Source organism: Mycobacterium sp. TH-M103 (assembly GCF_057473785.1).
In genome coordinates this window covers 1-12,280 of the sequence record NZ_JBYCLG010000346.1, presented here as the reverse complement: position 1 = coordinate 12,280, position 12,280 = coordinate 1, and the positions used below count along the sequence as shown (strand labels likewise).

The 12,280-nt window shown below is 67.0% G+C and carries 11 protein-coding genes and 1 pseudogene; 2 read left to right on the top strand and 10 right to left on the bottom strand.

What is annotated here, in order from left to right:
* Positions 1 to 13: 13 nt before the first annotated feature.
* Together AC2VOR_RS19360 and AC2VOR_RS19355 are read right to left on the bottom strand one after the other, a co-directional pair.
* The gene (locus tag AC2VOR_RS19360) at positions 14 to 568 is read right to left on the bottom strand and encodes a transglycosylase family protein (RefSeq protein ID WP_486964331.1); all 555 of its coding nucleotides are present in this window, start codon (positions 566 to 568) and stop codon (positions 14 to 16) included.
* 1,113 nt (positions 569 to 1,681) lie between these two features.
* Positions 1,682 to 2,724 (bottom strand): annotated as a pseudogene (locus tag AC2VOR_RS19355) (Lrp/AsnC family transcriptional regulator).
* 69 nt (positions 2,725 to 2,793) lie between these two features.
* Here AC2VOR_RS19355 and AC2VOR_RS19350 point away from each other — a divergent pair.
* Entirely contained in the window at positions 2,794 to 3,258 is a 465-nt protein-coding gene (locus AC2VOR_RS19350; protein WP_486964330.1) for an SDR family NAD(P)-dependent oxidoreductase, read from the top strand.
* Positions 3,156 to 3,383, top strand: a complete 228-nt coding sequence (locus AC2VOR_RS19345; protein ID WP_486964329.1) for an SDR family NAD(P)-dependent oxidoreductase — start codon at positions 3,156 to 3,158, stop codon at positions 3,381 to 3,383. Before AC2VOR_RS19350 ends, AC2VOR_RS19345 begins: the two co-directional genes overlap by 103 nt.
* Here AC2VOR_RS19345 and mobA read toward each other — a convergent pair.
* The 8 genes from mobA to tig form a co-directional block, all read right to left on the bottom strand.
* Positions 3,349 to 3,945, bottom strand: coding sequence for a molybdenum cofactor guanylyltransferase (mobA, locus tag AC2VOR_RS19340; protein WP_486964333.1), 597 nt, complete (start codon positions 3,943 to 3,945; stop codon positions 3,349 to 3,351). The two genes, AC2VOR_RS19345 and mobA, sit on opposite strands and share 35 nt — an antisense overlap.
* Positions 3,946 to 3,959: 14 nt before the next feature.
* The gene (locus AC2VOR_RS19335) at positions 3,960 to 5,051 is read right to left on the bottom strand and encodes a 2-oxoacid:ferredoxin oxidoreductase subunit beta (protein WP_486964328.1); all 1,092 of its coding nucleotides are present in this window, start codon (positions 5,049 to 5,051) and stop codon (positions 3,960 to 3,962) included.
* 43 nt (positions 5,052 to 5,094) lie between these two features.
* Positions 5,095 to 7,056 (bottom strand): 2-oxoacid:acceptor oxidoreductase subunit alpha, encoded by a 1,962-nt coding sequence (locus tag AC2VOR_RS19330; protein ID WP_486964327.1) that lies wholly within the window; start codon positions 7,054 to 7,056, stop codon positions 5,095 to 5,097.
* Positions 7,057 to 7,287: 231 nt separating this feature from the next.
* Entirely contained in the window at positions 7,288 to 7,659 is a 372-nt protein-coding gene (locus tag AC2VOR_RS19325) for a hypothetical protein (protein WP_486964326.1), read from the bottom strand.
* A gap of 41 nt (positions 7,660 to 7,700) precedes the next feature.
* Complete coding sequence (clpX, locus tag AC2VOR_RS19320) at positions 7,701 to 8,981, bottom strand: ATP-dependent Clp protease ATP-binding subunit ClpX (protein ID WP_486964325.1); 1,281 nt, start codon at positions 8,979 to 8,981, stop codon at positions 7,701 to 7,703.
* A gap of 383 nt (positions 8,982 to 9,364) precedes the next feature.
* Positions 9,365 to 10,000 carry an ATP-dependent CLP protease proteolytic subunit ClpP2 gene (gene clpP2, locus AC2VOR_RS19315; RefSeq protein ID WP_369737880.1) on the bottom strand — a complete coding sequence of 212 codons (636 nt, stop codon included), beginning with the start codon at positions 9,998 to 10,000 and terminating at the stop codon, positions 9,365 to 9,367.
* Positions 9,997 to 10,584, bottom strand: coding sequence for an ATP-dependent CLP protease proteolytic subunit ClpP1 (gene clpP1 / locus AC2VOR_RS19310; protein WP_486964332.1), 588 nt, complete (start codon positions 10,582 to 10,584; stop codon positions 9,997 to 9,999). Before clpP1 ends, clpP2 begins: the two co-directional genes overlap by 4 nt.
* Before the next feature lie 134 nt (positions 10,585 to 10,718).
* Complete coding sequence (tig, locus tag AC2VOR_RS19305) at positions 10,719 to 12,131, bottom strand: trigger factor (protein WP_486964324.1); 1,413 nt, start codon at positions 12,129 to 12,131, stop codon at positions 10,719 to 10,721.
* Positions 12,132 to 12,280 lie beyond the last annotated feature (149 nt).

Sequence of the window (12,280 nt, the reverse complement as noted above, 5' to 3'; positions counted from 1 at the left end):
GCCGCGGCTGTTGTCAGCCACGCCGACCGCAGACCGGCCACGCGCCGATGCCCTGCGAATGCAGCACGTTCTCGGCGACGCGGATCTGCTCCTCGCGGCTGGCGTTGGCCGCGGAGCCACTGCCGCCGTTGGCGTGCCAGGTACCCGGAGTGAACTGCAGGCCGCCGGAGTAGCCGTTACCGGTGTTGATCGCCCAGTTTCCGCCGGACTCACACCGCGCGATGGCATCCCAGTCCACGCTGTACGCCCGGTGCGGAGGCGGCGGCGGGGCGTCGGGGCCCGGAGGAGCGTCCGGCGGCGGCGCATCCGGGGCAGGCGGGGCGTCCGGCGGCGGCGGCAGGTTCGGGTCGAAGTCGGCGGGCGGCGGGGCGTCCGGGGCCGGGGGGGCGTCCGGAGCCGACGGCGCATCCGGCGGCGGGGGAACGTTTGGGTCTAAGCCCACGGGCGCGGGGGGAGGCCCGTTCAGGTCCAGACCGGCCGGCTCCGCGGTCGCGGTGGCGGCGGAAGGCATGCTCGCGAGCGTCCCGGTGATCGCGGCAGCGATGAGCGTCTTGCGGACGTTCTTCAAAAGGTGTTCCTTTCGCGGTTTGCGCGCGCCAAAGCAAGCCCATCGGTGTGGGCTTGAATGCCATGTCTGTGCGGAAGTGGCTCTCTGGGGCGTGCCGTCTCGTTTCGGCACGACAGCGGGGGTTCGCAAGTACCAGGCGGACTGTCAGCCGCCGGCCGGGGCGGCTCGCACCGCTCCCACCCCCCGCTCACACGCGGGGCCGTGGATTCAGTTTTCGTTTGCCCGTCTCGGGCCAACTGGGACGCTACGAGAACCGCCCATGTTTTTCATCTTCAGGAAATGGATATCTCATTCATATAACAAACCGATCACAGAGCGGTCGGCGAAATATCTCCGCAGGTCAACCTCGAATTTCGCGCTTCCATCATCCGCCGTACACCACTGGACGAGAGTGATCCTAATCACGGGTAAATTGTGACCCAGACCACGCTGTTCGACCGTTTGACACCGGGCGTTACGGCGGCGGGACCGTGATCTGTGGCTGCAGTCGCCCTCAACCGGGCCACATCGCGCTACCGGATCGACGACGCATCAGCAAATCACCTGCACAACTGAATCTTTCGCTGCGACGTATTGCCAAATACTGAAACCACATCCGCACCGCAACTCTGAGTTATGCTCCTGCACAACGCTTTTAGGCCAGCACATTTTCGGTCCGTCTCCCGACCGCCGGCCACGCGGCGTTCCCGACGAGGGCGGGTCGCGAAAAACAGTGCCGGTGCTGCCGGCGACTCCCGTTTTGCCGCAAATCCGTGGGCCGCTTACCGAACCGCACCGTAACGGCCCCACCGGACCCGATTAACCTCTCCCCCAAATCGCCGCCACGACAACGGACTACGATATGGGCGCGGCCCGGGAGACCATTGTCGCTCCAAGGAATTTCGGGTGCTAATGGCACCCATCGCAGCCTGCTCGGATTGCTGCCGGAATGATAATGCGAATTCGCTGGACGCCAATAAACCACGAAAGATGCGAATTGCCGGCGCGAGCGATGATCGAAACGCCGCGGGTGAGTGGCCCCGGCTCGCGGTCAACCACGCGGCCGAGGGGGTCGCCGATGTGGCAGCAGACCGTCCACAACAACCACTGGCGCCGCCGCCGAGGCGAATACGCTCAGTTCGCGGTGCGGGCCGGGCGGGGGTTGATCAGCCTGCCGTGGGCCACCAGCGATCCGTGTTGCTTGAGGCGCTGGGGGCGGATGTTGACCTCGTACCCGATGATCGCGTCGATCTGCGCGAGTTGCTCGCTGAGGTACCGGTACAAATCGTCGGTGTCTCGGCAGATGGCGATCGCCATCAGGTTCTTGGTCCCGCTGACGGCCCGGCAAAGGCGATGTGGTCGTGTGCCGCGATCAACTCGCCCACGCGGTGTAGGTCGCGCGGTGCCACCGTCAGCCAGAGCATGGCGCTGAGCTGGTAACCGAGCCGCTCGGGCAGCACGTCGACTTCGTAGAGCAGCGCACCGCAGGCTTCCAGCGCCGCGATCCGCCGGCCCACTCGGGAAACCGACCAGCCGGTGCGTGCGGCAAGACGGGACTGCGGTGTGCGACCGTCTTCGGCGAGTGCCTCGAGGATGTGGCGGTCCTCTGCGGTCGGCAAGAACCGTTGAACGCAGGACACCGGGCCGGTTCGCTCTGCCAGAATCTCTGCGGCTTGCCGGTCGGACAGTGTGTGCCCGTAGCCGGTCCACGGTGCGGTTGCGGGGCGGCCGAACGAATGCAGCAGCAGATCGATGGTGATGTCGGTGACCGCAGTCGTTCGTGGCAGTAGTCGGGGCAGGAGGTCCTCGCGTGTATCGCCCAGCGGCGCCCGGACGACGCAGACCAGGTCGGTCCATCCGGCCAGCACGTTGGCGTGGGACACGTCGCGGCGGCGCACCAGCGCGTCAGCCAGCTGGGATCTTCGGTCGGGTGCGGAGCGCATTCGGCACACCCAGCTCGCTTCGCCGTCCGCCCACCGGTTCTCCAGCCCGACAACGCGCACCACGCCGTCGCGGCGCAGCCGGTGATAGCGCCGGGCGACCGTTTGCTCAGTGGCCTCGACCACCACGGCGATCCGGCGAAACGAAACCCGGGGGGGGGCAAGCTGGAGAGCATGCAGGATCTGCGCGTCCAGATCGTCGATCACGAGGATAAGTATCCGTTTGAAGCGCCCCACATGAGGACTTCTGCCCAATCTGGATGAAGCGATCGTAGTTTCGACGCTTGAGCTGTCAGCCTGGACCGCATGAACCTGACGGGCAACACCATCCTGGTCACCGGCGGCGGCAGCGGGATCGGCCGCGGCCTGGCCGAAGCGTTGCATCGAGCGGGCAACCGGCTCGTGATCGCCGGGCGCCGTCTCGACGCGCTGCGGGCCGTCGCCGAGGCAAACCCGGGTATCGAATACCTTCGGCTGGACCTGGCGGCGCCGGACAGCATCGGCCGGTTGGCCGCCGAACTGCAACGCCGCCACCCCGACCTGAATGTCGTGGTCAACAACGCGGGTGTCATGCCGATCGAGGACCTGCTGACCGGCGATCCCGCCCTGCCCGAGATCGCCGGCATGACCGTGGCTGTCAAATCAACGTCACCTCCGCCTTGGCGTTCGTGCCAAAAGTGCTCGCGCCGACCTACTCGGCGACCAAGGCGGGGCTGCACGCCTACACCCAGTCGCTGCGCCGCCAACTGCGCCGAACTCCGGTCCAGGTGATCGAGATCATCCCGCCGCAGGTCGAGACCGACATGCTCGCCGGCCGGGCGTGGATCGAACGGGCGCGGCGGTGGTCGATGTCGGGCGTTGCTAGGCCAGGGCGCGCAGGTCTGCGTCCGTGTTGACGTTGGTCAGCGACCGTGACTCCGGCATCACGATCCGCTGGGCGTCCGACGCGTCGACCAGGGCGCTCATCCTGCGGGCACCGCCGGCCACCAGCGCGTCGGCCCGGTCGGCCAGGTCAGTCCGGTACACCGCGGCGAGGTAGTGGTCCTGTCCGTCCCAGGGCAGCACCACTTCGGCGTTGGTCTCGGTCGCGCGGCGTACGAGATCGTCGATCAGATCCACGGCCAGCAGGGGCATGTCGACCGCGCAGACGAAGGCCAGCCCGGCGCCCGCATCCGCCGCCGCGCGCAGCCCGCGGGCAGTCGCCGGCAGGGGCCCCAGGCCCCGGAGTTCGTCACGCACGATGCGTGCCTGCAGGGCGGGCAGCGGCTGCCCCTGAGCGGCCATGACGAACACCGGCTCGCAGCGCTGCCCGATGACGCCGACCACGTGTTCGATCATGGTGGGCAAGCGGGAGGCCCCCGCGGGCCCCGGAACGGGCAGATTGGCCTTGTCACGGCCCATGCGCTGCGATGCCCCACCGGCGAGTACCACCCCGGCCAGTGACACTGCGTCCGGCATCAGCTCAGCCACCTCTAGTCGACGGTCCAGGTGTCGCGCCCGCGCAGCAGCGACTGCAGCGCGACACGGTCGGACGGAGTCGCATCCCGGGCGGCTCGTACCTGGGAGCGGGCCGCGTCGTCGTAGGTGGGCCGGCTGATGTCGCGGAAGATGCCGAGCACGGTGTGGTCGAGGTTCTGGTCGGACAGACGCGACAGCGCGAAGGCGTAGGCGGAGTCGTCGGCGTGCGCGTCGTGCACAACGATCTCCTCGGCCGCCACGTCGGCGGTCTTGGCGATATCGAGGCCGAAACCCGACTTCACCGCGCAGTATTCGCCGTTGGCGCCGAACACGATCGGCTCACCGTGGCGGACGTTGATCACCCGCTCTTCGGCGCCCTCCTTGCGGAGCGCGTCGAACGAGCCGTCGTTGAAGATCGGGCAGTCCTGCAGGATCTCGACAACGGCGGCGCCCCGGTGCTCGGCAGCGGCGCGCAGCACCTCCGTCAGCCCCGCGCGGTCGGAGTCCAGCGCGCGACCGACGAAGGTCGCCTCCGCACCCAGCGCCAGCGACACCGGGTTGAACGGCTGGTCCAGCGACCCCATCGGGGTCGACTTGGTGATCTTGCCGACCTCTGAGGTGGGTGAGTACTGGCCCTTGGTCAGGCCGTAGATCCGGTTGTTGAACAGCAGGATCGTGATGTTGACGTTGCGGCGCAACGCGTGGATGAGGTGGTTACCGCCGATCGAGAGCGCGTCGCCGTCGCCGGTGACCACCCACACCGAGAGATCCTCGCGGGCGAGCGCCAGACCGGTCGCGATGGCCGGCGCACGACCGTGGATCGAGTGGAAGCCGTAAGTTTCCAGGTAGTACGGAAACCGGCTGGAGCAGCCGATGCCGCTGATGAACACGATGTTCTCGCGACGCAGCCCCAAGTCTGGCAGGAAGTTGCGGATGGTGTTGAGGATGACGTAGTCACCGCAGCCCGGGCACCACCGGACTTCCTGGTCACTGGTGTAGTCCTTGGCCTTCTGCGGCTGATCCGTTGTGGGCACGCCCGTGTTCTTGGTCGGCCTCGGAGTCACCCCGAAGTCCGTGCCTACCAGATTGTCGATCACGTTAGTCACGAGCGCCGCTCCTCCTCATCGCTCTGCATCGTCGCCGCGCATGTCATGCGCTCGCGCCCGCTCCAACCGTTGCTGCCGCCATTCTGGCGACCATCGTCTTGTCCTGCTCGATTTCGGCCAACGTTCCACCCAGCGCAGCGTTGATGAGCCGACTCACCTCGTCGGCCAGGAACGCCACGCCCTGAACCTTGGTGACCGACTGCACGTCGACCAGATACTTGCCGCGCAGCACCAACGCCAGCTGGCCCAAGTTCATTTCCGGCGCCACCACCTTCGGGTAGCGCCGCAGCACCTCGCCCAGGTTCGCCGGGAACGGGCTGAGGTAGCGCAGGTGGGCGTGGGCGACCTTGACGCCCCTGCGCCGCGCGCGCCGGCAGGCTTCCCCGATCGGGCCGTAGGAACTGCCCCACCCGATCAGCAGCAACTCCGCGTCGCCGGTCGGATCGTCGACCTCGAGGTCGGGCACGGAGATCCCGTCGATCTTTGCCTGCCGCAGCCGGACCATCAGGTCATGGTTGACCGGCTCGTAGGAGATGTTGCCCGAACCGTTCGCCGCCTCGAGACCACCGATGCGGTGCTCCAGACCGGGGGTGCCCGGAATGGCGAACTGGCGAGCCAGCGTCTCAGGGTCGCGGGCGTAGGGCTGGAAGGGCTCGCCGGCCTTGGCGTAGGAGTGCGTGATGGGCGCCAGCTCGTCGACGTCCGGAATCCGCCATGGCTCCGAACCGTTGGCGATCGCGCCGTCGGACAGCACAATCACCGGTGTGTGGTACGAGACCGCGATCCGCACCGCCTCGAGCGCGGTCTGGAAGCAGTCCGACGGAGTACGCGGCGCGAGCACCGCGACCGGCGACTCCCCGTTGCGGCCGTACAGCGCCTGCAGCAGGTCGGCCTGTTCGGTCTTGGTCGGCAGGCCGGTGGAGGGACCGCCGCGCTGCACGTCGATGACGATCAACGGGAGTTCGGTCATCACCGCGAGGCCCAGCGCCTCCGACTTCAGCGAGATACCCGGTCCGGATGTGCTGGTGACGCCGAGCGCTCCCCCGTAGGCGGCGCCAATCGCCGCGCAGATGCCGCCGATCTCGTCTTCGGCCTGGAAGGTCATGACGTCGAAGTTCTTGTGCTTGGACAGCTCGTGCAGGATGTCCGACGCCGGCGTGATCGGGTAGCTGCCGAGCACGACGGGGATGTCGGCCAGCCGTCCCGCAGTGACGATGCCGTACGCGAGCGCGGTGTTGCCCGAGATCTGCCGGTATTCGCCGGCCGGCAGATTGGCCCGCGAAACCTCGTAGGTGGTGCCGAAAGCCTCCGTCGTCTCGCCGTAGTTCCAGCCCGCCTTGAGGGCCAGCACGTTGGCCTCCGCGACGTCGGGCTTGCGGACGAACTTCTCGCGGATGAAGTTCTCGCTGGTCTGGATCGGTCGCCCGTACATCCACGACAGAAGGCCCAGCGCGAACATGTTCTTGGCGCGCTGGCCGTCTTTCTTCGACGCGCCGATCGTCTCGACGGCACCGAGGGTCAGCGTGGTCATCGGGACGGGGTGCACCACGTATTCGGACAGCTCGCCGGACTCCAGCGGATTGCTGACGTAGCCCACCTTGGTGAGGTTGCGCTTGGTGAACTCGTCGGTGTTGACGATCACCATCCCGCCGCGCGGGAGGTCGCCGATATTGGCCTTGAGTGCCGCCGGGTTCATCGCGACCAGGACGTCGGGCCGGTCACCGGCGGTCAGGATGTCGTGATCGGCGATCTGGATCTGGAAGGAGGACACCCCGGGCAGGGTGCCTGCAGGGGCCCGGATCTCGGCCGGGTAGTTCGGCTGGGTGGCCAGGTCGTTGCCGAATAGCGCTGCTTCCGAGGTGAACCGGTCGCCGGTCAGCTGCATCCCGTCGCCGGAGTCACCGGCGAACCGGATGACGACCTGCTCCAGACGCTGGCGGTCGCTCCCAGGCTGAGACGCCGCGCCATGAGAATCTGATCCGGCTCCGCTGCCGTTCGGATCCACGTCCCCGCCTCCCATTTGTTAACCGGACAGGCACTCCGCCGCAGCCATAGGTTACGCGCAGTCGGAGCGTTTACCGCGTGCTCGCGCTTTTATGTCACTCGCAGTACCAATTATGGCACCGGATTTCAGCCCGCATGACCGTGTTCGACGACTTCGCCGGGGCCGTTTCCCCACGAAAAGCCCTAGTACGCGGGGCATTGCGATGCCGGCTTGACAAAACTGTGGTATTGGTCACGTCCGCCGGATAAAGCCGCGCGCACCATTGCCGGAAGCCTTATTCGGGACGCCGGATCCGGTGGGCGCCGTTTCGGGCATCGCGACCAGATAGAGCACCAAGCCCGCAGCGGCGAGAGCACCGAGAGCGGCGAAGGCCGCGGGGTAGCCCGCCGCCACCACGATCGACCCGGCGGCCAGATTCGACACCGCGGCCCCGATCCCGGTCGCGGCCGTCACCGCCTGGTCCCAGTGGTGGGTCAGCAACGGGTAGATCGAGAGGTAGGGGCCCAGCCCGTCGCGGACATCGGCCAGCAGGAAGTTCAGTAGGTCCAGCGCACGCGCCAGTGGACCCGGAACATGGTCGACCGAATCACCATCGTCGGGCACGCGCGCTTACAGCCTCAGGGTGCGCCGCCCGGTGGATCAGATCAGGCGCTCTTGTCGCGGCGCTCGCTGCGCGAGGGCTTGCGCGGCACGATCGTCGGCAGCACGTTGTCCTGCACAGTCTCCTTGGTCACCACGACCTTGGCGACGTCGTCACGACTCGGGATGTCGTACATGACCGGCAGCAGGACCTCTTCCATGATGGCCCGCAGGCCCCGGGCACCGGTGCCGCGGTGGATCGCCTGGTCGGCGATCGCTTCCAGAGCATCGTCGGTGAGCTCCAGCTCGACGTTGTCCATCTCGAAGAGCCGGGTGTACTGCTTTACCAACGCGTTCTTCGGCTCGGACAGGATCTTGACCAGCGACTCGCGGTCCAGATTGGTCACCGAGGCGACCACTGGCAGCCGCCCGATGAACTCCGGGATAAGGCCGAACTTGATCAAGTCCTCGGGCATCACTTCGGCGAAGTGGTCGGTGGTGTCGATCTCGGCCTTGGAACGGACCTCGGCGCCGAAGCCCAGACCACGCTTGCCGACGCGCTCGTAGATGATCTTCTCCAGCCCGGCGAACGCACCCGCGACGATGAACAGCACGTTGGTGGTGTCGATCTGGATGAACTCCTGGTGCGGGTGCTTGCGGCCGCCCTGCGGGGGAACCGACGCCTGGGTGCCCTCGAGGATCTTCAGCAGTGCCTGTTGCACGCCCTCACCGGAGACGTCGCGGGTGATCGACGGGTTCTCGCTCTTGCGGGCGATCTTGTCGACCTCGTCGATGTAGATGATGCCGGTTTCGGCGCGCTTGACGTCGTAGTCGGCGGCCTGGATCAGCTTGAGCAGAATGTTCTCGACGTCCTCACCGACGTAGCCGGCCTCGGTCAGCGCGGTGGCGTCGGCGATGGCGAACGGCACGTTGAGCATCTTGGCCAGCGTCTGGGCCAGGTATGTCTTGCCGCAGCCGGTGGGTCCCAGCATCAAGATGTTGGACTTGGTCAGCTCGACCGGCTCGGCCCGCGAGTCGCGGCTCTTCTCGCCGGCCTGGATCCGTTTGTAGTGGTTGTAGACCGCAACGGCCAAAGTCCGCTTGGCGGTGTCCTGGCCGACGACGTATCCCTCGAGGAAGTCACGGATCTCGGCGGGCTTGGGCAGTTCGTCGAGCTTGACCTCGTCGGCGTCGGCGAGCTCCTCTTCGATGATCTCGTTGCACAGGTCGATGCACTCATCACAGATGTACACGCCGGGGCCAGCAATGAGTTTCTTGACCTGCTTTTGGCTCTTCCCGCAGAACGAGCACTTCAGCAGGTCACCGCCGTCTCCGATGCGCGCCATGGGCTAAAGGCCTACTTCCTGTTCGCCGTTCGTCTTGCTGTCCAGCATGTAAACCCCGACGCTACCCGCTTGCTCGGGCTTGCCGCGACAATTAGCGCGGAATCGCGTCAGTGGTATTCATGCCGTCTCCGTCTGCAAGCAACATATAGGCAGACGGTGCCCGTCACTCGCCGAGACGCGCAGCGCGTGCCTTGGCGTGTCGCGGTCGTTACCCGACCGAGGCTCGCGCACTACCGGATCCCGGATGCAGGTAGTGACCGCCCTACAACCGCCCTGCGAGCGCGGGGACGAAAAGCGGGACTCGGCGCCCGCGCCGTGCGCGGTCTCGGTGCGAGAGACCGGCCCAAAACGCGCCGTCAATTACGTTGGGCGGCCAGGCCGGATCACGAATTCTGCGCGGAGAGCTTCCGGTACTCGAGGACGGTGTCGATGATCCCGTAGTCCTTGGCGTCTTCGGCGGTCAGGATCTTGTCCCGGTCGGTGTCCTTGCGGATCACCGCGGGGTCCTTGCCGGTGTGGCGGGCCAGCGTGGTCTCCATCAGCGTGCGCATCCGCTCGATCTCGGCGGCCTGGATCTCCAGGTCGGAGAACTGGCCCTGGATCACACCCTGAAGCGACGGCTGGTGGATCAGCACCCGCGCATTGGGCAGCGCCATCCGCTTGCCCGGCGTCCCCGCCGCCAGCAGCACCGCCGCGGCCGACGCGGCCTGGCCCAGGCAGACCGTCTGGATGTCGGCGCGCACGTACTGCATGGTGTCGTAGATCGCCATCAGCGAGGTGAACCCCCCGCCGGGTGAGTTGATGTACATCGTGATGTCGCGGTCGGGGTCCAGCGATTCCAGCACCAGCAGCTGCGCCATGATGTCGTTGGCCGACGCGTCGTCCACCTGCACGCCGAGGAAGATGATGCGCTCCTCGAACAACTTGTTGTAGGGGTTGGACTCCTTGACACCGAAGCTGGAGTGCTCGATGAACGACGGCAGGATGTAGCGCGCCTGGGGTTGGGTCTGAGGGTTCACTGGGCTTCTCCGTTGACGTGGGCGGCGCGGGTGATGATGTGGTCGACGAAACCGTATTCGAGGGCTTCCTGGGCGGTGAACCAACGGTCCCGGTCGGAGTCCGCCTCGATCCGCTCGATCGGCTGCCCGGTGAACTCGGCGTTCAGCCGGAACATCTCCTTCTTGATGACGTGGAACTGCTCGGCCTGGATGGCGATGTCGGCCGCGCTGCCGGTCACCCCGCCCAGCGGCTGGTGCATCAGGATCCGGGCGTGCGGCAGCGCGTAGCGCTTGCCCTTGGTGCCCGCCGCCAACAGGAACTCGCCCATCGAGGCGGCCATACCCATCGCGTAGGTCGCGATGTCACACGGCGCCAGGACCATGGTGTCGTAGATCGCCATCCCCGCGCTGATCGATCCGCCCGGGGAGTTGATGTACAGCGAGATGTCCTTCGTGGCGTCCTCGGCCGAGAGCAGCAGGATCTGCGCGCACAGCCGATTGGCGATTTCGTCGTTCACCTCCGACCCCAGGAAAATGATGCGCTCGGAGAGCAAGCGCTCATAGACCGAGTCCGTGAGGTTGAGACCCTGCGAGTTCGAACGCATGTCAGTCACGACTGGGTTACCTGCTTTCTCGAGTTACGTATGAACCGACCCTAACCAACGGAGCCCGCCGCGTGGCGGCCGCGCGCCCCCTCAACCGGGCACGTTCGCTCAAAGCGTCATGCGCCGGGTCATTCCTACGCGTCGGCCGCGACCACCGGCTCGGCCTCCGGGCCTGCTTCGTCGGCGGCCTCGGCCGGCTCGCCGTCCCCGGCCTCGCCGGCCTGCGGGCGCTTGCCGAAGAACTCGCTGGTGTCAACTGTGTTGCCGGCCGTGTCGGTGACTGTCGCGGCCTCGACTACCGCGGCGACGGCCAGGCCGCGCCGCACGTCGGCGAACATGGCCGGCAGCTGGTTGTTCTCCTGCATGTAGGCGAGCAGTTGCTGGGGCTCGATGCCGTACTGGCGGGACGTGGCGACCAGCCGTTCGGTCAGGTCGTCCTGGCCCACCTGAATCTCCAGGTCGTCGGCCAGCGTATCGAGCAGCAGTTGCCGTTTGACGTCCTTCTCCGCGGCCTCGCGGGCCTCGGCCTCGAACTCGTCGCGCGACTTGCCCTGCTGGGCGAGGGCCTCGGCGAGCTTGGCGTCGTCGTGGCCGAGGCTGCTCAGCGCGTTGTGCACGGCGCTCTCGTACTGGGACCGCACGACCGCCTCCGGCAGCGGCACGTCGACCTGCTCGAGCAGCGCGTCCATCGTCGCGTCGCGAATCTGCTCGGCCTGCTGGGCCCGCTTGGCCCGCTCGACCTGCTCGCGCAGATTCGAACGCAGCTCCTCGATGGTGTCGAACTCGCTGGCCAGCTGGGCGAACTCGTCGTCGGGCTCGGGCAGTTCGCGTTCCTTGACCGAACGCACGGTGACGGTGACCTGGGCGTCCCGCCCGGCGTGCTCGCCGGCGGCCAGCTTGGCGGTGAATTCCCGGGACTCATCGACGGACAGGCCCACCAGCGCGTCGTCGAGTCCGGCGATCAGCCGGCCCGAGCCCACCTCATGGGACAGGCCCTCCGCGGTGGCGTTCGGGACTTCTTCGCCGTCGACCGTGGCCGACAGATCGATCGAGACGAAGTCGCCCGTGGCCACCGGCCGGTCCACACCGGTGAGGGTGCCGAACCGGGCCCGCAACGACTGCAGTGCGGCGTCGACGTCGTCATCGCTGACCTCGACCGGCTCCACGGACACCGTCAGCGAACTCAGGTCCGGAAGGGTGATCTTGGGTCGGACGTCGACCTCGGCGGTGAAGGCCAGATCCTGGCCGTACTCCTTCTTGGTGACCTCGATGTCGGGCTGGCCGAGCGGCTTCACCTCCGACTCCATGACGGCCTGTCCGTACCTGGCGGGCAGCGCCTCGCTGACCACCTGGTCGAGCATCGCCTCCCGTCCGAAACGGGCCTCGAGCAACTTCGCCGGCGCCTTGCCGGGCCGGAAGCCGGGCAGCCGTATCTGCTTGGCCAGCTCTTTGTAGGCCCGCTGGAAGTCGGGCTCGAGTTCTGTGAAAGGCACCTGCACGTTGATGCGCACCCGGGTGGGGCTCAACTGCTCGACGCTGCTCTTCACGGGTGTGCTCCTCGGTGTTTGTTTCTGGCTGTCGGTGGCTCGCTGATGGTGGCTCGGCGTGCCGGCGCAGCTGCGGCACGGGGCCGGTCGCGCTGGTCGGGGTGACAGGATTTGAACCTGCGGCCTTCCGCTCCCAAAGCGGATGCGCT